The 22336-nt window shown below is 62.6% G+C and carries 19 protein-coding genes; 3 read left to right on the forward strand and 16 right to left on the reverse strand.

All coding sequences use genetic code 11. The features are described from left to right. Positions 1 to 72 precede the first annotated feature (72 nt). Both QA637_RS28000 and QA637_RS28005 read right to left on the reverse strand, forming a co-directional pair. On the reverse strand, positions 73 to 2910 hold the full coding sequence (locus QA637_RS28000; RefSeq protein ID WP_283066061.1) for a DNA translocase FtsK: 2838 nt from the start codon (positions 2908 to 2910) through the stop codon (positions 73 to 75). Between the two features lie 228 nt (positions 2911 to 3138). Continuing rightward, positions 3139 to 3288, reverse strand: a complete 150-nt coding sequence (locus QA637_RS28005; RefSeq protein WP_283066062.1) for a hypothetical protein — start codon at positions 3286 to 3288, stop codon at positions 3139 to 3141. 32 nt (positions 3289 to 3320) lie between these two features. Between QA637_RS28005 and QA637_RS28010 the strand changes: the two genes are divergently transcribed. Next, positions 3321 to 3725 carry a DoxX family protein gene (locus QA637_RS28010; RefSeq protein ID WP_283066063.1) on the forward strand — a complete coding sequence of 135 codons (405 nt, stop codon included), beginning with the start codon at positions 3321 to 3323 and terminating at the stop codon, positions 3723 to 3725. Between the two features lie 149 nt (positions 3726 to 3874). Beyond that, positions 3875 to 5029 carry an acyltransferase family protein gene (locus QA637_RS28015; protein ID WP_283066064.1) on the forward strand — a complete coding sequence of 385 codons (1155 nt, stop codon included), beginning with the start codon at positions 3875 to 3877 and terminating at the stop codon, positions 5027 to 5029. A 105-nt stretch (positions 5030 to 5134) separates the two neighbouring features. Here the strand turns inward: QA637_RS28015 and QA637_RS28020 are convergent, their stop codons facing one another. Next, the gene (locus QA637_RS28020) at positions 5135 to 6007 is read right to left on the reverse strand and encodes a ferritin-like domain-containing protein (RefSeq protein WP_283066065.1); all 873 of its coding nucleotides are present in this window, start codon (positions 6005 to 6007) and stop codon (positions 5135 to 5137) included. 280 nt (positions 6008 to 6287) lie between these two features. On the opposite strand from QA637_RS28020, the gene QA637_RS28025 reads away from it, so the two are divergent. Next, complete coding sequence (locus tag QA637_RS28025) at positions 6288 to 6779, forward strand: VOC family protein (protein ID WP_283066066.1); 492 nt, start codon at positions 6288 to 6290, stop codon at positions 6777 to 6779. Between the two features lie 201 nt (positions 6780 to 6980). Here the strand turns inward: QA637_RS28025 and repB are convergent, their stop codons facing one another. From repB to urtA, 13 genes are all read right to left on the reverse strand, one after another. Then, complete coding sequence (repB, locus tag QA637_RS28030; protein ID WP_283066068.1) at positions 6981 to 8027, reverse strand: plasmid partitioning protein RepB; 1047 nt, start codon at positions 8025 to 8027, stop codon at positions 6981 to 6983. 3 nt (positions 8028 to 8030) lie between these two features. Beyond that, on the reverse strand, positions 8031 to 9299 hold the full coding sequence (repA, locus tag QA637_RS28035) for a plasmid partitioning protein RepA (protein ID WP_153440744.1): 1269 nt from the start codon (positions 9297 to 9299) through the stop codon (positions 8031 to 8033). A gap of 238 nt (positions 9300 to 9537) precedes the next feature. After that, positions 9538 to 10530 (reverse strand): ABC transporter permease, encoded by a 993-nt coding sequence (locus QA637_RS28040; RefSeq protein WP_153440743.1) that lies wholly within the window; start codon positions 10528 to 10530, stop codon positions 9538 to 9540. Beyond that, positions 10527 to 11507, reverse strand: a complete 981-nt coding sequence (locus tag QA637_RS28045; RefSeq protein ID WP_283066071.1) for an ABC transporter permease — start codon at positions 11505 to 11507, stop codon at positions 10527 to 10529. The genes QA637_RS28040 and QA637_RS28045 overlap by 4 nt, the downstream gene beginning before the upstream one ends. Beyond that, positions 11504 to 13057, reverse strand: a complete 1554-nt coding sequence (locus QA637_RS28050) for a sugar ABC transporter ATP-binding protein (RefSeq protein WP_153440741.1) — start codon at positions 13055 to 13057, stop codon at positions 11504 to 11506. The genes QA637_RS28045 and QA637_RS28050 overlap by 4 nt, the downstream gene beginning before the upstream one ends. Positions 13058 to 13127: 70 nt before the next feature. Beyond that, the gene (locus QA637_RS28055; RefSeq protein ID WP_153440740.1) at positions 13128 to 14252 is read right to left on the reverse strand and encodes a sugar ABC transporter substrate-binding protein; all 1125 of its coding nucleotides are present in this window, start codon (positions 14250 to 14252) and stop codon (positions 13128 to 13130) included. A gap of 397 nt (positions 14253 to 14649) precedes the next feature. Then, complete coding sequence (gene gntR / locus QA637_RS28060) at positions 14650 to 15717, reverse strand: HTH-type transcriptional regulator GntR (RefSeq protein WP_283066073.1); 1068 nt, start codon at positions 15715 to 15717, stop codon at positions 14650 to 14652. Positions 15718 to 15942: 225 nt separating this feature from the next. Then, entirely contained in the window at positions 15943 to 16326 is a 384-nt protein-coding gene (locus tag QA637_RS28065) for a BRA0787 family protein (protein ID WP_283066074.1), read from the reverse strand. A 235-nt stretch (positions 16327 to 16561) separates the two neighbouring features. Next, the gene (urtE, locus tag QA637_RS28070) at positions 16562 to 17257 is read right to left on the reverse strand and encodes an urea ABC transporter ATP-binding subunit UrtE (RefSeq protein ID WP_283066075.1); all 696 of its coding nucleotides are present in this window, start codon (positions 17255 to 17257) and stop codon (positions 16562 to 16564) included. Between the two features lie 26 nt (positions 17258 to 17283). Then, on the reverse strand, positions 17284 to 18036 hold the full coding sequence (gene urtD / locus QA637_RS28075) for an urea ABC transporter ATP-binding protein UrtD (protein WP_283066077.1): 753 nt from the start codon (positions 18034 to 18036) through the stop codon (positions 17284 to 17286). Between the two features lie 5 nt (positions 18037 to 18041). Further along, positions 18042 to 19217 carry an urea ABC transporter permease subunit UrtC gene (gene urtC / locus QA637_RS28080; RefSeq protein ID WP_283066078.1) on the reverse strand — a complete coding sequence of 392 codons (1176 nt, stop codon included), beginning with the start codon at positions 19215 to 19217 and terminating at the stop codon, positions 18042 to 18044. Then, positions 19214 to 20830 (reverse strand): urea ABC transporter permease subunit UrtB, encoded by a 1617-nt coding sequence (urtB, locus tag QA637_RS28085; RefSeq protein ID WP_283066079.1) that lies wholly within the window; start codon positions 20828 to 20830, stop codon positions 19214 to 19216. Before urtB ends, urtC begins: the two co-directional genes overlap by 4 nt. A gap of 174 nt (positions 20831 to 21004) precedes the next feature. Beyond that, positions 21005 to 22297 carry an urea ABC transporter substrate-binding protein gene (gene urtA / locus QA637_RS28090; RefSeq protein ID WP_283066080.1) on the reverse strand — a complete coding sequence of 431 codons (1293 nt, stop codon included), beginning with the start codon at positions 22295 to 22297 and terminating at the stop codon, positions 21005 to 21007. Positions 22298 to 22336: the final 39 nt, after the last annotated feature.

The raw sequence follows: 22336 nt of genomic DNA on the forward strand, positions 1-22336 counted from the left end.
GCTTCGAGGCTGTGGCCGGCGAGATGTTAATTCGCAAACGACTTCTGATCGCCACGTCCTCGACGCTTCACCTCACTCCATATCGTCGCTGTCGGGCGTGCCCGAATGGTCGCGTTGGCCGTAGATGATCTCGCGCTTGCCGACATGGTTGGCGGGGCCGACAAGGCCCTCCTTCTCCATGCGCTCGACCAGCGACGCGGCACGGTTGTAGCCGATGCCGAGGCGGCGTTGGATATAAGAGGTCGAGCACTTCTTGTCGCGCAGCACGACCTTGACCGCCTGGTCGTAGAGCTCGTTGCCGTCCTCCGACGCGATCGCGCTCTTGTCGAACACGGCGCCCTGATCCTCTTCGGCCTCTTCTTCCTCTTCGTCCGCGGTCACGGTTTCGAGGTATTCCGGGCGTCCCTGCGTCTTCAGATGTGCCACGACATGCTCGACCTCGAGGTCGGAGACGAACGGTCCGTGGACGCGGGCGATGCGGCCGCCTCCGGCCATGTGCAGCATGTCGCCCTGGCCGAGAAGTTGCTCGGCGCCCTGCTCGCCGAGGATTGTGCGGCTGTCGATCTTCGAGGTCACCTGGAAGGAGATGCGCGTCGGGAAGTTGGCCTTGATCGTGCCGGTGATGACATCGACCGACGGGCGCTGCGTCGCCATGATCAGGTGGATGCCGGCCGCGCGCGCCATCTGCGCCAGCCGCTGGATCGCGCCCTCGATCTCCTTGCCGGCGACCATCATCAGGTCGGCCATCTCATCGACGATGACGACGATATAGGGCATCGGCGCCAGGTCCATTTCCTGCTGTTCGAAAAGCGGCTCGCCGGTCCCCTTTTCGAACCCGGTCTGGACGGTCGCGAGGATCGGTTCGCCCTTCTCGCGCGCTACGGCCGCCCGCTGGTTGTAGCCGTCGATGTTGCGCACGCCGAGGCGCGACATCTTGCGATAGCGGTCCTCCATCTCGCGGACCGCCCATTTGAGCGCCATCACGGCCTTCTTCGGGTCGGTGACGACCGGGGTCAGCAGATGCGGGATGCCGTCATAGACGGAGAGTTCGAGCATCTTCGGATCAACCATGATCAACCGGCATTCCTCCGGCTTCATCCGGTAGAGCAGCGACAGGATCATCGTGTTGATCGCCACCGACTTGCCCGAACCGGTGGTGCCGGCGACGAGCAGGTGCGGCATCTTGGCAAGCTCGGCAATCACCGGTTCGCCGCCGATGGTCTTGCCGAGGCAAAGCGCCAGCTTGTAACCGGTCTTGTGGAAATCGGCGGACTCGATCAGTTCGCGGAAATAGACCGTCTCGCGTGTGGCGTTCGGCAGTTCGATACCGATGACGTTGCGCCCAGGCACGACCGCGACGCGGGCCGACAGTGCCGACATCGAGCGGGCGATATCGTCGGCCAGGTTGATCACGCGGGAGGATTTGACGCCCGGCGCCGGCTCGAATTCATAGAGCGTCACGACGGGACCCGGCCGCACGTGGATGATCTCGCCCTTGACGCCGAAATCTTCGAGCACGCTTTCGAGGAGCCCGGCGTTCTGCTCGAGTTGCTCCTGCGTCATGAAGAAGCCTCGGCCTTCCGGCGGCTCCTGCAGGAGTTCTTCGGACGGAAACTCGTATGCGTCGGTTGCCTGGACCCGCTCGATTGCGCCAATCGGCGGCAGCGACGGGGAGGAGCGCTGCACGACGGCCGGCATGGTGACCATGGTTTTTGCCACCGGCGTCTCGGAAACCGTCTCCGGCACCTCAGTCGACACGATCGGCTCCGCAGGTGCCGGCGTGGATGCCTGTGCTGCCAGTGCGGCTGCCGCCGCAGCTTCCTCGGCCGGGACCCGGTCGATCACGTCAGGCGTTGGAGCAGAAGCAGGCAGTTCAGCGGCCAGCGCGGGACGCCGGCATTCGACGACCCGGAACAGCGAGGTGATTGCGGTCGTCGGCTGCGCGGCGAATTCCACAGGCCGCGCAGATATCTGCGGCTCCACTGCGACCTCAGGCGAGGTTGCCACGGCAGGGGCAACGGCTATGGGCGCGGCAACCGCGGGAGCGGCGGGGACCACGACCTCGGGCTGCATGAATTCGAAGAAGGCGTGATCGGAGAGATAGGCCAGGCGCGAGTCGGGCTGAACGCCTGTCTCCGCAGCCGCACCGACAGTGACCGCTGGCGCCTCCGGCAGTACGTCGCCAAACTTCACGTCGACTGCTTCCTGTGTGGATCCAGGTTGCATTGCCGGGACTGTCTGTCGCTGTGCGGCGGCCGGCACCGAAGCCAACGCTGATTCGGGCGCGCCGGGGTCGTTGACTTGCCGGGAACTCCACGAGGGAAGCTGCTGCATCAGGACGCGCAGAAGTTCGGACGGACTGTGGTTTGGCGTCTCGGGTTCGACCGCGGGCACATCGTTCGCCGCGGTCGTTTCGACCGCCGCCTCGCTGACCTGCTCCATGGCCCCGACATCCGTCAAGGCGACCTCGGTCGCCACCTCTGCTTCCGCTTCGCCCTCCTCGATCGCCGGGGCGCGGCGCTTGATGAATTCGCGCTCGGGCGTGCGGGTAAAACGCACATTGGGCGACAGGAAGAAATGGCTTTCCCAGGTCGTATCACCGTCATGACCGGTGATTTCGGCAAGCGTTGGCAGCGGATCGCGCGTGGAGGCCGTGACCTGGGCCGGGGCATAGGCCGAGCCCTGCCCATAGAGCCGCGCCGCGCGCCCGGCATAGCCTGTGTCATGGGCTTCCTGGCTCACCGCCCGCCGCGGCGCTACCGGCGCCTCGAACAGGTGGTCATGTTCGCTTGGCCCTGCCGCGTGGCCATGAGCACTGCTCAGGGCACCCGGATGCGGAGCCTCGAATTCGTCCGCCTGGTTTGCATCATACAAAACTGCCGTCGAGAAATTTGTCCGGGGAATACGCATGGCCTGAAAACTCGAAATTCATTATCGAAGGGGCTGCCTTAAGCGCATAGGAAATGAAGGTTAACAACTCCCTTCCAGGCACGTCGCCGGAAGAGCCGCACACCCTCCGAGGAGCTCCGCGAGAGCCCTTCAAGCCGACCGCAACCGAGGCTTTTCAGGGCTTCCGCGGCGGGTTTTGCCAGCGTTCAAATTCTGTTTCAGACCGGGAAGATTTTCGAAGCGTCCGCGCTATCTTTGCAAACGCAGATTGCTAGGATCGGCGGAAGGCTCAATGGCGGCGGTGACGCGCGGCAGTTGCAAATCCTCCGGCGCCTGACCCGCTTCACCTGCCGCCGCGATAGCTGAATGAGGAAAGGTGTGCAGGGTTTCCGCCCGCATGCCGGTCTCTTGATCTCAGAAAGGCACCCGACATGACCGACAACCTCGCACTTCAGAGCGCCCTGGCCTTCATCGGTCGTCTGCTTCTCGCCGCCATCTTCCTCTCTTCCGGCTTCGAAAAGTTGGCGGATCCCGCGGGAACGATCGAATATATAAGGGCAGCCAATCTGCCCCTGCCCACGGTAGCCTATGCAATCGCTCTCGTGGTGGAACTCGGCGGCAGCATCCTTCTCGTCCTCGGCTATCAGACCCGCTTGGCGGCACTCGCCATGGCGGTCTTCACCCTGGCATCGGCTCTCGGATTTCACACCAATTTCGCAGACCAGAACCAGATGATCCACTTCATGAAAAATCTCGCCATCACGGGCGGGTTCCTGCATATCGCCGCCTTTGGCGCGGGTGCCTTCAGCCTCGACAGACGCGCCAGCCGCGTCTGAGCAGAAGCAGGGCCAGGCGGCCTGCGGCGGTCTTTCAACGCTCGCCGATTACTTACTCTCGCCTTAGTCAGCCTCTAGGCAGTCCCTTGTGCGTCGCAACATAGCACGCAGGCAGTAACCTTTAGTTGCTAAAAGGACGAAGATTGCTGATGGCTGACTATGATCCCCGCAAAATCCGAATCGATTGCCTGGATGGACTTCGAGGGCTCGCATCGCTCTGGGTAATGATCGGCCATGCGCTGTTGCTGACGGGTTGGCGCTTGCCGGTACTGTCGGAACCCGATCTCGGTGTTGACCTCTTCATCATGCTTTCCGGCTTCCTGATGGTGTTTCACTATCAGCTGCGTGCCGCCAAGGAGCCGTGGGACCTGACCTCGACCTGGGGACGCTTCTGGATCCGTCGTTTTCTCAGAATTGCACCGCTCTACTACGTTCTTCTGGCCGTCGCCTTCGCGCTCGGCGCTTGGCTGTTCGATTCGAGAATGGTCATCGACCAATTCCTCGGAAGAGCGCCGCAATCGCCGCAACGCTATCTCGACAACGGATTGACCAACGGGCTGATGCACGCGAGCTTTCTTTTCGGCCTCTCTCCTGACTACGCGTACCGGACACCGCTCCCGGACTGGAGCATAGGGCTCGAAATGCAATTCTATGCGGCCTTTCCCTTCATCATGCTCTTGCTCAAGAAAGGCGGGTGGCTGAAGGGCGCGCTCTTTACAGCCATTATCGCCCTCGCGATCGTGTCGATCTCGAGCCTGCTAGGAGTCCACTTCCCAATGCCGGCGTTCCTGCCGCTGAAGATGCATATCTTTCTTTGCGGAATGCTGCTGGCTCTTGGCCTTCACGCGGACAGGTCGAAAGCTTTCCTCCATGGCGGGGCCGCCATGGCGCTTGCTCTTCTGCCGATCGGCGGCGATATGACCATCACTAAAATGGTGATGCGCGTCACGCTCGTCGCCGTCTTCTTCGCGCTGCTCTATCATCGCCTGATCGGCAGCACCGTGGGCGTCAGGCTTCGCGCGTTTTCCTCGTCGCTCGGCAACAGGTTCTTCCATTGGCTCGGCGAACTTTCATTCGGGGCTTATCTCTGGCACTTGATCTTCCTGCAACCGATCGCGGCCTATTTCATCACCGCTTTCGGCGACACTCTCACACCGGCTGCACGGTTTGCCGTGGTGACCGCCATCCTGGTGCCTTTGGTCTACGCGGCTGCCTGCATGACGTTTTTTGCGGTCGAAAAACCTGGGCAGAGGCTCGCCAAACGCTTTATCAACCGACGAAAACTGCAACCGGCCGGGGCATAACCGCCGGAGGAGAGTCGTGATAGGTTCTCAGGCGTAATCGTCAGAAGCCGGACCGAGAGGCCGCTACGGCAGGAGCCATCTTGCTCGTGCCTGAGCGGCACCGGTTCAGGTACTTTTGATCATTCCGTTCATCCCGTTCGGGTAGAAGCCACCCTTGCTCGCGCCTTCCTGGTCGGTGAGATACACGATACGCAACACTTCTTGCGGAGTCCGGGTGAAGGCTATCGCATCCGGCGTCGAAGGAACGAAGTTGGCCTTGCCGTCCATCTGGATGCCTTGGTCCTTATCTTCCGATCCATCGATTTTGTCACGAGCATCGGAAACCGCATTCGCCGCCTCCCAGGCTTGCTCGCCCATTCTGTAGAGCGTGGATCGAGCCATCCCCATGTGATAGGCCTCCACAGCCAGGATACCGGCGGCAGCGGCCAGAAAATCCTTGTTCTTCAATACTGTGGCGGCACCGGCATAGGCGGTTACGCCGACATCTTCGAACAGCATCCCGCCAAGCACAAAGTTCATCTCGTTCCCGAATGGATCAAAGTTCTCGCCGAGGCCCGCCGCTTTTGCGACCGCCGTAAAGCCCGCATCGAAATCGATGGCTGGTCTGGGCACCGCCTGATCTCCGAGAGTCTTGCGATAGAATCGGACATGCGCCAGTTCGTTTTCCGCCACCTCGCGCATGAACTCGCTGATCGCGGGTGTATCGAAGGAAACTTGCTTGCCGCCCGTTACCGGGCCAGCTTCCGCGCCCGCATCAGAATCATCGATCCCTTTTCCGGTCGTACCGCGCAGATAATACTCGGCCTCCATGTACTCCAGGTTGAGCGCGAACTGGAAAATATCCTCGTCCATAATGTCGGTCGGCTCGTCGGCACGAGAAACTGGCACGAGGCCTGCGCTCGAGGCAAGCGTTGCTCCAAAGCCTAGCTGCAAGACGCGACGGCGCGGAAGAAAGAGCGAAGGAAGCGGACGTATCATGGCTTTCTCCTTGAAGCCCGCCCGGCGTCTGTTTTGGCACCTCCATCATGCGGGCCAATTAACGCACAACATCATCGAAGGCTAAATGTTCCGAGCCTCAACGACCCCGAAGCGTAGAGCCCTTAAGGGTCGGCTTTGCGGGTCGAGAGCGACCTGGTCAGAGGCCCGCTAAGCGCCTGATCGGCAGACGAAAACTCCGGCAAAATCGCCCTTGACCTCAACCATACTTGAGGAAGCACTGTCATGCTGTTCGAACGAATAAGAGGGCGGAACGACCATCATGGCTACGAAACTTCATCCAGGTGAGAGCATCGGCGCAGCGATAACAGGCATTTACGAGACCCACCTGCCGGTACGGGATCTGCGCCGCTCGGTAGCATTCTATCGCGACCAACTGGGGCTCGAATTTGCGAAAGATTTCTCGGAACGGAGGGGCGCCTTTTTCTGGGTCGGCACAAAAGCGGAAGGAATGCTGGGGCTCTGGGAGACGGGCACGGCACCACTGCAGATGAAATTGCACTTCGCGTTTCGAGCGCCCGCGGCGACGATCGTCTCTTCCTGCGAAACCCTGCGCGCGGCCGGCATCCAACCGCTCGGTTTCAATGGGGAACCGATTGTGGAGCCCGTGGTGCTTGGATGGGTGCCTGCCATTTCCGTCTATTTCAAGGATCCCGATGGGCACAGCCTTGAGATGCTTTCCACGCTCGACGAGGCTCCGGACGCGGAGTTTGGTGTCGGCCCGTATTCGTCCTGGGTGATAAAACGCGGCTGACGGTACGGTGGGAAGCCCCTCCCCAACCTCTCCGCACAGGTGGGAGGGGCTTAAACTGTCGCACCGTTTCCGCCTCTGTCTTAGCCCCTCCACGAGCGCAAAGGCTGAAAAAGAAGGCCGCGATCGCAGCGCGCGCCAAGCCCCTCCCACCTGTGGGGAGGGGTTGGCGAGGGGCATTTTCGGGGGAAGCCGGTCGAGAAACTAAAACTTCTGGTTCTTCACAAACGTCGCGTGCCATTTTGCCAGCATCGATACCGCCTCCTTGAGGAAGGCTGGATGGGTGCCGGGCAGGAACTCGATTCTCGGGGCTTTTCCGTCGAGCCGCAGCCGCGCGAAGACACGGCCCGCCTCGTCTCTCAGTTCCTCGGGCTTCTCCGGCTCCGGCTTGTCGCCCTCGGACAGGCGATTGAAGACAAGCTGGAAGCGCTGGTCGGTGTCTGCGGCGCGGAACCGCGGCGAACCGATTTCCTCATCCGCCAGTCCGCGCGCCTCTTCCCTTTCGAGCAGCGCGGCGATCGCCAGCCACCGTTCCCGCCCTGCCTTCGGCGCCGGGCCGATGGCGCGGGCGAGATGGTGCGGCACGCTGTCGGCCACCTGGAGGAGGCGCGAGAGCTCGCTTTTCTGCACCGCAAGCGCATCGCCGATCACCTTGCGATCGAAGCCGCGGGCTGCGAGTGTGGCGGCAAACAGCGCCCGCTCGATAAAGGATAGGTTACGCCGTTCCGCATTTTCCTTGCCCTGGGCGAGCACCAGCTCGTTGTCGGAAAGCGGCCGGACGATCGCCTTCACCTGCAGCTCGAGCCGGCGCACGGCCTTTAGTCGCCGATGGCCATAGGCTGTCTGGTAGTGACCCTGCTTTTCCGGATGCGGACGCACGAGGATCGGCGATTGCTGGCCGTTCTCGCGGATGCTTTCGACCAGCGCCAGAAAATCGGGATCGTCCACCTCGCCGTCGGTCAGTCGGTCCTCGACGAAGGAGCCCTCGATCAACGCCGGATCGAGAGCCACGACGCGCTCACCCTGCGTTAGAGCTTCCCTGAGCACGCGTGCCTCTTCCGCCTCGCGGGTGATGTTGCCGAGCGAAAGCCCCATCGCCCGGACCGCTCCTGATGCGGCACGCGGCGCATCCGGGGTGGAGACGGTCCGCGCGTTGACAGGTGTCAACTCGCTCTCGGTCTTCTGTTCCGCCGCAGGAGCACCGCCCGCAAACAGCGCCCGCAATTCGTTCTTCCGGTTGTTGCCAGCCATGTCTTAGCGCCCCCAGGCCGCATGAATGAGGGCCTCGACTTCGCCGTTGACGGCGTTCAGCGACTCGATCGCCCGGTCGTAGGTCGCGCGGGTGAAATTCTCCCGGCCGACCTCGTAGAGCGTCTGTTTCGTCAGGCCGGCATCCGAGATCGCCGTCGATTTCACCATCGCCGACGTCAGCACGCGATCGCCGAAGAGCGAGCGCATGAAGCCGACGATCTGCGCCTGCGGTCCGTCATTGGGCTCGAAGCGGGTGACGAGGTAACGCAGAAAGTCAAAGTTGAGCTCGCCGCCGGCCTCGCGCACGACGCCGAGGAGGTCCGAGGTCATGTAGAGAAACTGGTTCATCGACGCGACGTCGAGCATCTGCGGATGCACCGTCACGATGACCGAGGTGGAGGCGCAGAGCGCCGAAAGCGTCAGATAGCCGAGCTGTGGCGGGCAGTCGATGACGACGACGTCGTACTCGTCGGCGACGGTCGCAAGCGCCGACTGCACGCGGGCGAAGAACAGCGGACCGGCATCCGCGCCGCTCTGGCGGGCGCTCAGTGCCTGCGGCGTCGTGTGCTCGAACTCCTGCAGTTCGAGATTGCCCGGCACCAGATCGAGGCCGTCGAAATAGGTCTTGCGAATGATGTCCTTCAGCGGTCGCGCCTCGGCATCGTAGCGGATGGCGCCATAAAGCGTATCGTTGCCGGTCAGGTCCAGTTCCGGCTGATAGCCGAACAGCGCCGAAAGCGAGGCCTGCGGGTCGAGGTCGACCGCCAGCACCCGGTGGCCGGTCAGGGCGAGATATTGGGCGAGATGGACCGACGACGTCGTCTTGCCGGAGCCGCCCTTGAAGTTGGTGACGGAGATGACCTGCAGGTGTTCGCCCTTGGCACTGTCGCGCCATTTCAGGTAGCTGCGCGCCTTGGCACCATTGCCCTTGGCGAGTGCCTGGTCGGCGAGATGGCGACGAAGGGCATTGATATCGGAGAGCGAATAGGAGCGCCGCCCGCCGGACCCGGTGTCGGGTTGGGGCCCCTCGCCCGCCAGCGACAGTTGCCGAAGATAACCGTCGGAAACCCCAATCAGCTTGGCGGCCTCGCCGGAGGTGAAGCTTCTGAGCGTCTTCATCGCCGTCGGCGCGAACAGGCGCTCGCGCATCGCCTTCAACTGCTCGGAAAGCGCCCGCGCATCCGCCGCGATCGCCTCATCCGCCGGTCGTCGATAGCCCCCGCTCAAGCCGCCTGCTTCTCCGATCGCCGCCGTTGATCCCGCCATGTCCATTCCCAAATACCCTCTCGCGTTTCGCATCGCATTTGCGGCGGCGATCAACGGTGTCCGTCTTGCGGCAGCGCAAATGCGGCCGCAACATTTCCTTACAGACCCGTCGCTGAACTACGCTGAAATGCGGGATATGCGATCAATTCCGTTAGAAGGTGATTCATCCTCTGATTCGCGTCAAGCCATTTCGGAAAATGCCGGACGGGAAGCCGCTACGCGCTTTCCTGGAATTGCTGTTGCTTCACCGGTTCGGCGGCGTGCGGCCGTAAAGGAGCAGCATGAGGATGATGACCACACCGTAGACGATCTGGCGGCCGGCTTCCGGCATCTGCATCACCGAGAGGATCGATTGCAGGAGCGTGATCAGGATCACGCCGGCGACCGTGCCCAGATAAGAGCCACGACCGCCGAGGATCGAGGTGCCGCCGAGCACGACGGCGGCGATCGCCGGCAGAAGATAGGCGTCGCCCATCGCCTGTGCCGCCTTCGAGGAATAGCCGGCGAGCAGCACGCCGCCGAACGCGCTCAGCGCTCCCGAAATCGCAAAGGCGATCATGACGACGCGCCGCGTGTCGATCCCCGAAAGGTAGGCCGCGCGTTCGCTGTTGCCGATACCATAAACCGCTCGGCCGAAGGAGGTGCGTGTAAACAGGAACACCATCATGGCGCTGATCGCGATCCAGACGAGGATGGCATTCGGCAGGCCTGGGATGACGAACCCTGTCGCGAGCCAGCGCACCGCCGGCGGCGCGGAGTCTTGCGGCGAGAAGCCGCCGGTGTAGACGACCATCAATCCTTGCGCGACGACATTGCTCGCAAGCGTGACGATCATCGATGGGATGCGCAGATAGGCGACGCCAAAGCCATTCAGCAGGCCGAAGGCCGCGCCGCAGAGGATCCCGAAAGGAATGGCGATCACCGGTCCGATGCCTCCGAAGCTGGCGGCGGCACAGGCCATCATCGCGCCGGTCGTCATCACCCAGGGGATGGAGAGATCGATGTGGCCGAGAAGAATCACCACCATGACGCCGGCGGCCACGACCCCGAGAAATGAAGCGACCTTGAGCTGTTGCAGGAGGTAGCCGAGTGACAGAAAATTGCTGGAATAAAGGCTGCTCAGGAAGAGCAGCAGGAGGATGCAGCCGAAGGCGGTGAGCACGGCCGGATCGGCGCGGCGGAGGAATGCCGGCAGGCGCGTCCTGATCGAGATACGGTCCTCGGATGTGTCGCTCATTGGAACCAGTCCAGACGGTTGCGCACCCGCAGCAGAGCGATGGAGCCGATGCTGACCGCGATCATCAGGACGACACCCTGGAGAAGCGGCTGCCACAGCGGATCGACGTCGAAGACAAAGAGCATATCACCGGTCGTGCGGGCGGCGAAGGCACCGAAGATCGCGCCGACGGCGCTACCGCGGCCACCATAGAGCGAGACGCCGCCGAGCACGACGGCCGCGATCGACCAGAGCGTGTAGCCGCTGCCGCTGGCATAGGCCGCCTCGCCGGTATAGGTGAAGAAGGTCAGGAACAGTCCGCCCATCGCCGCGAGCAATCCGGCGAGCGTATAGGCTGCAAACTTGCCGCGCCGGATCGGCACGCCGGACATGAAGGCCGCCTGCTCGGACGAACCGGCGGCATAGGCGGCCCTGCCAAGTCTCGATCGCCGGAAGGGCAGCCAGACCAGGAGAACCGCCGCCGCCAGCGCCACCAGGCTCGAGGGGATCACGCCGAAGAGGCGACCGGTCAGCGCATCCGCGAGGTCCTCGTTGACGGAGCCGCCGGGAAAGGGTCTCAGCAGCAGCGCCAGGCCAAAATAGACCGCCCCGGTCGCGATCGTCGCGACGATCGGCTGCAGTCGTCCATAGATCACCAACAGCCCGTTGATGGCGCCGCAAATCATGCCCACTGCCAGGACGGCAAGGACACCCAAGGCGGTCGGCAGCGGTTCGCCGACGACGATCCATGATGCCAGGCAATTGGTCAGGATGAAGATCATGCCGACCGACAGATCGATGCCCGCCGTGATCACCACCAGCGTCTGGGCCATGGCGACGAAGGCGAACAGCACGCCCTTGTTGGCCGCGGTCTGAGCCACGTTGGCCGTCAGCCCGGCCGGGTGGTTCGCGATGTAGACGGCAAACATCAGAAGAAAGATCGCGAGCCCCATGAGTGTCCCGCGTTGCTCGTTCAACCAGTAGCGCCACTCGCTCATGCCGCCGTTCCCTCCCGGTCGCCGTCGTCGACGTTGAGAGCGCTCGCGATCAGCGCATGCTCGGTGATATCCCGGCCTTCAAGCTCGCGGACGATGCGGCCGTCATAGAGAACGAGGACCCGGTCGCAGCAGCCGATCAACTCGTCATAGTCGGTCGAATAGAACAGGATCGCCGCGCCGGCGTCGGCGAGCCGGCGCAGAAGCTGGTACATCTCCTGCTTGGTGCCGACATCGATACCGCGTGTCGGGTCATTGAGCAGAACGATGCGCGGCTTGCGCATCAGCCACTTGGCAATCACCACTTTCTGCTGGTTGCCGCCCGATAGCGCGCCAACCGGGATGTCGAGCCCGGCCGTCTTGATCACCAGCAGCCGCACCATTTCATCGATCAGTTGTTCTTCTGCAGTGCGGTCGATAATCCCGCCGCGCGAAACATGGTCGAGTGCGGCGAAGGAGAGGTTCTCCCGCACGGTCATCGGCAGCATCAGTCCCTCAGTCTTGCGATCTTCCGGAATAAGCGCCATGGCGCTGCGCGAGGTGCGGGCGACTGCGGGGCTGGCGATCGTCATCGGTGCGCCGTCGATGAGCACCGAGCCCGTGGTGCCGCGCAATACGCCGAAGAGAGCGAGCAGCAGGTCGCGCTGGCCCTGGCCGTCGAGCCCTCCCAGGCCCACCACCTCCCCTTCGGCGACCGAGAGCGAAATGTCGCGCAGCCGGTCGCCCCAGCCGAGATTCCGGCATTCGAGGCGGGGCGGCTTGGCGATGGCCGCACGCTGCGGCTTCGGCGGAAAGACGTTGCTGTATTCACGCCCGATCATCATCTCGACGACTTCGCTGTTGCTGCGGGTGCCGGCGCGAAAGCTTGCGACATTGCGGCCGTTGCGGAACACGGTGCAGGTGTCGGCGAGTTCGGCGATCTCATGCATGCGGTGCGAGATATAGAGGAGCGCCAGACCCTCGGAGCGCAGGCGCTTCAGCACCGCAAACACCTTGGCGACATCGCCGGCCGTCAGCGCCGAAGTCGCCTCGTCGAGAATCAGGATGCGTGGCTTTGATGCCAGCGCCTTGGCGATCTCGACCATCTGCCGGCGGGAGAGCGGCAGGTCCTTCACCGCCGCACGCGGGTGAATGTCCTCGGCGCCGGCGCGCGCCAGTGCCTCTTCCGCGATCGCGCGCTGAGCCCGGCGGTCGATCAGGCCGAAGCGGCGCGGCGGATTGGCAATGGCGATATTATCGGCGACGCTAAGGTCGGGGATCAGGGACAGCTCCTGGAAGACGCAGGCGATGCCCGCGGCCGAGGCTGCCGCCGGCGAACGGAAGGTGATGTCGTGGCCATCGAGCAGCATACGCCCCTCATCCGCTGCCACCACGCCTGCCATGATCTTGATCAGCGTCGACTTGCCCGCGCCGTTTTCGCCGAGGATCGCGTGGATATGGCCCGCTTCGACGTCGAGCTTGGCATTGTCGAGGGCACGCACCCCGCCATAACGCTTGGATACCCCTTCCATCCGGAAGAGCGGGGACGTCGCCTGTGTCTCTGCCGTTGTCATCCGTCGCCTCGGCTGCCGCAATTTTCGCGCATGCCGCGCCCGAGCGCGGCATGCGGATCAGGAAGGGCCTCTATTGGTTTTCCTTCGTCTGTCCCATGATCTCCTGGGCAGTGAAGTTGATGCCGCAGGTCGGGAAGGCGTTGCCGACGAAGAAGTTGTCCGACTGGTCGGGATAGAAATCCTGGCCTTCCTTGAAGTTCGGATCCTCGACGATCGCCAGCGGCAGCTTGATCGATTGCGGCACCACCTGTCCCTCGAGTGCGGCGATCGCCGTCTTGATGGCAACGGCCACCTGAGCCGGGCCGGTGCCGGCCGACGAGCACTTCAGCCCCTCTCCGGCATGCTTGGCGCAGAACTTGCGGAAGCCGTTCTCCGTCTCGCCGCCGAAGGGGACGAAGGGATGGCCGGCATCGATCATCGCCTGCACCACGCCGGTGTCGCCGCCCTGTGCGGTGATACCGTCGAATTTCTTGTGCACGGCGATCGCATCGGCGGTCGCCTTCTGCGCCGTCGGGTCGTCCCACTTGCCGATCACCTCGACGACGTCCCATTTCTTGCCGGTCGCCGCGAAGGTTTCGTGAATGCCGTTGTGGCGGTCGGTATCGACCGACGTGCCGGCGACGCCGCGCACCTCAAGGATTTTGCCGCCCTCCGGAAGATGTTTGGCGAGCCAGTTTGCCCAGAGCACGCCTAGGCCCTTCTGGTCGACATTGACGTTAATGGCGTCCTGCGTATCGAGAATGTTGTCGAAGGCGACCAGCACGACGCCCGCTTGCTTGGCGCGCTTGATGACCGGTCCGAAGGCGGTCGGGTTCTGGGCGTTGACGATGACCGCGTCATAGCCGGAGTCGATGAAGTTGTTGATCGCCGATATCTGCGCCGGTACGTCCTCACCGGTGGAAACGACCTTGAACTCCTTGAGCTTCGCCGCGACGTCCGGTTGCGCGGCATAGGCCTTGGCCGTCTGGATCATCTGGATGCGCCACGTATTGGCGATGAAGCCGTTGGCGAGCGCGATCCGATAGGGACCGTCTTTCTTCGGGAACTTGAAGAACTTCGTTTCGGGCGTCCAGGGCACGAAACAATCCGGTTCGGCCGCCGGACCGCTGACGATTTCGGGTTCGGCATATGCTGTCGTCGATAGAAGCGTGAGCGCAGCGGCCGTGAGGATGCCGCTGACGAATGTTCTGGTCATCGAATTCCCTCCCATTTGTGGTTATGCGGGACAGGGCATCGAAACAGGGGCCGTTAGAACATCCCGCTTTGGGTGGAATCACGAAAAGCGTCCTGGTACGTTCACTACAGCGCCGCGCGCCTTACCGGACGCACAAAGGACGCTGTAGCCCTTTGAAGTGCTGCATGTTTTTACCCTTAAATCGGCTAGGATTTAAGGAAACATGGAGTAGAACGCACAAGGCTCGAGACGTCGAGCATTCGCCGCAGACAGCGCCTACGCTCGTTGCCAATCCGGCACGACATGTCGATACGCGAGTCCAGTGACGTCAGACAGGTCTCCTCCCGAAACGTCACAAGCGGGGATGGTAGCGCTACCAACAGGCGTTGTAAAGCGGCGCATTCTGGGCGCATGGCGGTCAGAATGCAGGTACAGCCGCGCGCATGGTGCTCTCGCGAATCTTCAACTCAAAGCCGAGGTCTACGACTGCTCGCCGTGGCCGCTCGCCGTCAATGGCGGCCCGCGCCATGGCGATGGCGCGCTGCCCGATCTCGTATCGAGGGGTGCGCACGCTGGTGATGGAAGGCGACGCGACCTCCATCATTTCCAGATCGTTGAAGCCGGCGATGCTGATTTGCGCCGGAACCTTCAAGCCTGCGCGATGGCAGGCGAAGAGTACGCCGAGCGCCAGATCGTCATTGTTGCAAATGACGCCGTCGAGATCAGGGGTCTTTTCGAGCGCCTTGTGGAACAGACTTACGCCCATCGACACGCTCGAGGGCGAAATGGTTGTTGTCACGAGCACTGTGTCGAAGCGTCCGGCCTCGCGCATCACCGCTTCGTAGCCAGCGAGGCGCCGCCGCGAACGCGGGTCCATGCGGGCGCCGAGAAATCCTATCCGCTTGCAGCCGACATCGATCAGGTGTCGCGCCACCACCTTGCCGGCCTCCAGGTGGGAAAAGCCGATCATCATGTCGACCGGATCCGGCCCAATTTCCATGATCTGCACAACCGGGCAGCCGGCCTCTTGCAGCATCTGCCGTGTCGTCGGCCCCTGATCGATGCCGGAAACGATCAGCGCCGACGGACGCTGGCCGAGGAAGACCCTCAGCAATCGCTCCTCCTCCTCATCGGAATAATGCGTGTTGCCAAACTGGATCTGCAGCGGGCAATTCCCCAGACCATCGTGGATGCCGCGCAAGACTTCGGAAAAGACATTGTTCGTCAGCGACGGAACGAGTACACCGATGACATCGGCGCGCGCCGAGGCCAGCGCACGCGCGCTCGGGTTCGGCACGTAGCCCAGTTCATTGACGGCCGCGGCGATGCGCTGGCGCAGTTCCGGCGATACGCGCTCGGGATCGCGCAGCGCGCGCGAAACCGTGATGCTGCCGACGCCGGCCAGACCCGCAACATCTGCGAGCGTCGGACGGCCGCTGCCACGCCGCGATCGGTTCCTGACTTCGCTGTCGTTGGACGACGCCACACCCCGCCTCAATCTGGCCTATCGGCGATGCTTGCCGCGCGGGAGAATTGCGCATGGCCTAGCGCTCCCCTCATCCGACTATCTTACGGCTTGGCATCAAAAGAAAGAACTCTCTGGCGTGCGGCGACCGCCTTGCCGGTAGGCATTGGTCAAGCAGCGACAGCCGGACAACGAAACAGCGCGGCACGACGGCCGCGCTGTTTGTGCGATCCAATGTCGGTACTGTCACTCAGCGTGAAGTGACGGTTTGAAGCGACCAGCAAACGCTTCGATCGAACCGCGCCCGAAGCGCCTCAGCCGGCGCCTGACCAGAACGGACATGACGCGGGCGGCGGTGGAAAAGGTCATCTCGTCGAGCGGGCCATCGCCGCTCCAGGGCTTGCTAAGCCGATCGGTGACGATACCGATCATGTTGGCGGGCATGATATCGGTGCAAGGTTTCATCCAGTCGAAAACCTCGCTGATGGACAGGACCTTGCCTTCGAAGCGTACGGTCGGTTCAGGCATCCCCTCATCCCAGTCGTCATAGGCCTCGAGTGCATCTCGAAACAGATTCTGCAGGGTGATGGGGGCGTGCCCTTCGTAAAGGGCGGGCAGGAAATTCGTCATTAGGGTCTCCTCCGATTGGATAGGCCGGAAACGCGAAATGGCCAATTCTGTCAGCAGTAACGGATTGTGATGGGCCTTCACAAAAAGTGCAGCGGCAGTATGGTTCAAAGCAACGGGTAGCGCAAACACAATCGATTGAAACACTGTATTTTTTCCCGGTCTCCGAAGGCAAGGCATGCTTCAAGAACGGACAAGGAGCTGAATTTTTTGGAATAATTTACCCAGTGGAAAACAGTCACACGGTCAGATGTCGCCGCGCCTCCGGCGTATCCAGCGTCTCGGCTGGTCCCTCGTGCACGAAAGCACCGCGGTCCATGATGTAGACGTGATCGGCAAGCTCGCGGCAGAAGTCGAGATATTGCTCGACGAGGAGGATCGCCATGCCGGTCGAATCCCGCAAGTATCTGATCGCGCGGCCAATATCCTTGATGATCGATGGCTGGATGCCCTCGGTCGGCTCGTCGAGCACCAGGATCTTGGGGCGGGTGACGAGCGCGCGACCGATGGCAAGCTGCTGCTGCTGGCCTCCGGAAAGATCCCCACCGCGCCGGCTGAGCATGGATTTCAGCACCGGAAACAGGTTGAAGATGTCCTCGGGTATCGAGCGCTCGGCCCGCTTCAGCGGCGCATAGCCGGTTTCGAGATTCTCCCTGACGCTGAGCAAGGGGAAAATCTCGCGGCCCTGCGGCACGTAACCGACGCCGAGCTTTGCCCGACGAAACGGCGCCAGGCCGTCGAGCCGCGTGCCGCTGAAGGAGATCGTGCCGCTCGTCACCGGATGCTGGCCGGTGATCGCCCTGAGTAGGCTCGACTTGCCGACGCCATTGCGCCCGAGCACGCAGGTGATCTTTCCCATCTCCGCCCTGATCGAGACGTTGCGCAGGGCTTGTGCTGCGCCGTAGTGAAGGCTGACGTTTTCAACGCTCAACATGGGTTGTTCCTTCCACGTGCTCTCGATCATCGGCCGAGATAGTTTTCGATCACCTTCGGATCGCTGCTGACGAATTCGATCGAGCCCTCCGCCAGCACCGAGCCCTCCGCAAGGCAGGTCACCTTGACGCCGAGTTCACGGATGAAGCCCATGTCGTGCTCAACGACGACGACCGAGCGGGTCCTGGCGATTTCCTTGAGCAGCACGGCCGTCTCTACCGTCTCCGCATCGGTCATGCCGGCCACCGGCTCGTCGACGAGCAAGAGCTCCGGCTCCTGCGCGAGCAGCATGCCAATCTCCAGCCATTGTTTCTGGCCATGTGAGAGGTTAGCGGCAAGGTCGTCGCGGCGCGCCGCGAGCCGCACGGTCGAAAGGATCTCCTCGATGCGGGTCCTGTCCTCGCCGGTCAGGCGATAGAACAGCGTCGCGAAGACGCCGCGGCTGCGGTTCAGCGCCAGTTCCAGATTGTCCCAGACCGTGTGGTTCTCAAAGACGGTCGGCTTCTGGAACTTCCGCCCGATGCCGAGCTGCGCAATCTCCGCCTCGTCCTTGCGTGTCAGATCGATATCGCCCTTGAAGAAGACCTCGCCCTCGTCCGGCCGGGTCTTGCCGGTGATGATGTCCATCATGGTCGTCTTGCCGGCACCGTTCGGACCGATGATCGCCCTGAGTTCGCCGGGTTCGATGACAAAGGACAGCGAATTCAACGCCTTGAAGCCGTCGAAGGAGACGGAGACGCCGTCGAGATAGAGGAGGCTCCTGGGCTTCTTCTCGGTCATGACAATCACTCCGCGGCCATAGGTTCGGCGGCGGCAAGGCTCGCCACTTTGTCGTTCTCGCCTTCCTTTCGGGCGGCCTCGCGATAGGCCTTTCGGCGGGCAAGATATTGCTGTGCGGTGCCGACCACGCCCTTCGGCAGGAAGAGCGTGACGAGCACGAACAGCCCGCCGAGCGCAAACAGCCAGAATTCCGGGAAGGCCGCGGTGAAGATACTCTTTCCGCCGTTGACGAGGATTGCACCGATGATCGGGCCGATCAGCGTGCCGCGGCCGCCGACCGCCGTCCAGATCACCACCTCTATCGAATTGCCGGGCTCGAACTCGCCGGGATTGATGATGCCCACCTGCGGCACGTAGAGCGCGCCGGCGACGCCGGCCATCATCGCCGAAACAGTGAACGCGAAGAGCTTCATGTGTTCGACGCGATAGCCGAGAAAGCGGGTGCGGCTTTCCGCGTCGCGCAGCGCCACAAGCACCTTGCCGAACTTGGAGCGCACGATGCCCGAGGTAATGACGAGCGAGATGGCGAGCGCCAGGGCGGAGGCGGCAAAGAGGGCGGCGCGCGTGCCGTCCGCCTGGATGTTGAAGCCGAGAATGTCCTTGAAGTCGGTGAGGCCGTTGTTGCCGCCGAAGCCCATGTCGTTCCTGAAGAAGGCGAGCAGCAGGGCATAGGTCATGGCCTGGGTGATGATCGATAGATAGACGCCGTTGACCCGCGAGCGGAAGGCGAACCAGCCGAAGACGAAGGCAATGAGCCCCGGCACGAGCACCACCATCAGCGCCGCGAACCAGAACATGTCGAAGCCGTACCAGAACCAGGGCAGTTCCTTCCAGTTGAGGAACACCATGAAATCCGGCAGCAGCGGATTGCCGTAGGAGCCGCGCGCGCCGATCTGGCGCATCAGGTACATGCCCATGGCATAACCGCCGAGCGCGAAGAAGGCGGCGTGGCCGAGCGAGAGAATGCCGCAGAAGCCCCAGACGAGATCGAGCGCAAGCGCCAGCAGCGCATAGGTCAGGTACTTGCCGAAGAGCGAGACCAGATAGGTCGGCACGTGCAGCGGATGGTCCGGCGCGGTCAGCAGGTTCAACGCCGGCACCAGAACGGCAAGAGCGATCAGGATCGCCACGGCGATGAGGATGGTGCGGTCGAGCGACTTGACGAGGAACGAGGTGATCATGCTTCCACCGCCCGACCTTTAAGTGCAAACAGCCCGCGCGGCCGCTTCTGGATGAAGAGGATGATCAGCACGAGCACGAGGATCTTGCCGAGCACGGCGCCGGCATAGGGCTCGAGGAACTTGTTGAGGATGCCGAGCGAGAAGGCGCCGACCAGCGTGCCCCAGAGATTGCCGACGCCGCCGAAGACCACCACCATGAAGCTGTCGATGATGTAACCCTGGCCGAGGTTCGGCGAGACGTTGTCGATCTGCGAGAGCGCGACACCCGCCATGCCGGCAATGCCGGAGCCGAGCGCGAAAGTGAGCGCATCGACAACGGGCGTGCGGATGCCCATCGAAGATGCCATGCGCCGGTTCTGCGTCACGGCCCGCATCTGAAGGCCCATCGGCGTCTTCTTCAGGAGGAAGAGCAAGCCGGCAAAGACGGTGAGCGCGAAAAGGATGATCCAGAGACGGTTCCAGGTGATCGTCAGCCCGCCAAGCTCGAAGGCGCCGGACATCCAGGAGGGATTGCCGACCTCCTGGTTTGTCGGACCGAAGATCGAACGCACCGCCTGCTGCAGGATCAGCGATATGCCCCAGGTGGCGAGCAGCGTCTCGAGCGGGCGGCCGTACAGGAAGCGGATGACGCCCCGCTCGATCGCCAGACCGACGGCGCCGGTGAGCAGGAAGGCAAGCGGCAGCGCGATCGCAAGCGACCAGTCGAAAAGGGACGGAAAGGATGTGCGCACGACGTCCTGGACGAGGAAGGTCGTGTAGGCACCAAGCATGACCATTTCGCCATGCGCCATGTTGATGATGCCCATGACACCGAAGGTGATGGCAAGGCCGATTGCGGCAAGCAGCAGCACCGAGCCGAGCGAGAGCCCGTACCAAACGTTCTGGCCGGCCGCCCAAAGCGCCTGGACTTGTTCGATGCTCGCAAGCGCCGCCTCGATCTCTGGCTTCAGGGTCTTGTCGGCGGTGCCGAGAGCGGCCGACAGAATCGAGAGCGCCTCGCGGCCACCGCTTTGCTTCAGGGTTTGAACGGCCTGCCGCTTCTCCTCGCTGGACCGCTCGGAAGCGAGGACCGCCGTCGCGCGCGCTCGTTCGAGCAATCCGCGGATAGCCGCATCCTTCTCGGCAGCGAGCGCGTTCTCGATGGTCGGGAGCGCGTCCGCATTGGGCGACTGCAATACCGATTGCGCGGCCTTGAAGCGTTGACCGCGATCGGGGCTCAGCAGCGTCAAACCGCCGAGCGCCGTGCGCACGGCACGGCGCACGCTGTTGTTGACCTTGATCTTCTGCAGCGCGCTCTTCGGCGCCCCGCCGACGCTCTCGCCGGAAAGCGGATCCGTCAGCACCAGGTCCGCCCCGCTTTCATGCGTCACGAACACCTGGCCATCGGCCTTGCGGGCATAAAGATTGCCGTCGCCGAGCGCTTCGAGGACCGGCACGATCTTGGGATCGCCGCTCTTCGCGAGTGCCGCGATATGTTCGTCCATGTCGGAGAGCTTCGCTGTACCGAGCGCGTTCACGAGATCGCGCAACGGCTCCTCAGCCCTCAGCCCCGCAGTCGGAATCACGGTCAAAAGGATCAGGGCCACAAGGACGGTTTGTAAGATGCGGTACATTCGCCCCTCGCATGGTTTCGCGTCGGTTTGCAGCGCGGCATCGGTGAAAATGCCCCTCCGTCCGAATGGACGCTTTCGGACGGAGGGTATTTCGATCTATCGGTTCGTCATGAAACGACGTTGTCGAAGAAGGCCGATATGGTCTTTTCCGAGAACAAGTTCTTCGTCATGAAATCAGGAGCCTTTGCCGCCGCATTTGCCCGTGGCGATGTTGAAGTTGCCGCAGGACATCGGCGCCCGCCAGTCGGCGATCAGGTCCTTCGAATCCGGCAGGTAATCCGACCACTCGTCGCCGACCACGAGGCCGGGGGTCTCCCAGACCGTCTCGAACTGGCCGTCCGCCTGGATCTCGCCGATCAGCACCGGCTTGGTGATGTGATGGTTCGGCATCATCGTGGAATAGCCGCCGGAAAGGTTCGGCACGGAGATGCCGACCATCGCATCGAGCACGGCGTCGGTATCGGTGGTGCCGGCCTTTTCGACCGCCTTCAGCCACATGTTGAAGCCGATATAGTGGGCTTCCATCGGGTCGTTGGTGACCCGCTTGTCGTTCTTGGTATAGGCCTTCCAGGTCTTGATGAATTCGGCATTGGCCGGATTGTCAACCGACTGGAAGTAGTTCCAGGCGGCGAGGTGACCGACGAGCGGCCCGGTGTCGAGGCCGGCGAGTTCCTCCTCGCCGACCGAGAAGGCGACGACCGGGATTTCCTCCGCCTTGACGCCCTGGTTGGCGAGTTCCTTGTAGAAGGGCACGTTGGCGTCGCCGTTGATCGTCGAGACGACGGCGGTCTTCTTGCCGGCCGAGCCGAACTTCTTGATGTCGGAAACGATCGTCTGCCAGTCGGAATGGCCGAAGGGCGTGTAGTTGACCATGATGTCCTCGGGCTTCACGCCCTTGGAGATCAGATAGGCTTCGAGGATCTTGTTGGTGGTGCGCGGATAGACGTAGTCCGTGCCAGCGAGCACCCAGCGCTCGACCTCTTCGTTCTCCATCAGATAGTCGACGGCCGGGATCGCCTGCTGGTTCGGCGCAGCACCGGTATAGAAGACGTTGCGCTGGCTTTCCTCGCCCTCGTACTGGACCGGATAGAAGAGGATCGAGTTCAATTCCTCGAAAACCGGCAGCACGGATTTGCGCGAGACCGAAGTCCAGCAACCGAAGACGGCCGAGACCTTGTCGACGGAAATGAGCTCACGCGCCTTTTCGGCAAAGAGCGGCCAGTCGGAAGCCGGATCGACGACGACGGCCTCCAGCTTCTTGCCGAGCAGGCCGCCCTTCTTGTTCTGCTCATCGATCAGCATGAGCATGGCGTCTTTCAGCGTCGTTTCGGAGATTGCCATGGTGCCGGAAAGCGAATGAAGAATGCCGACCTTGATCGTGTCCTCGGCGGCGAAGGCGCCATTAAACGCGGTCGTCGCAAGGGCGGCAGCGAGGAATGCGCCGCAAACGCGTGCCCTGATAGTCATCGGATTGAACCCCTCTAGTTCTGGTCGCCGCAACGGGGC

The sequence above is a fragment of the Sinorhizobium terangae genome, from assembly GCF_029714365.1.
Lineage (GTDB): Bacteria > Pseudomonadota > Alphaproteobacteria > Rhizobiales > Rhizobiaceae > Sinorhizobium > Sinorhizobium terangae.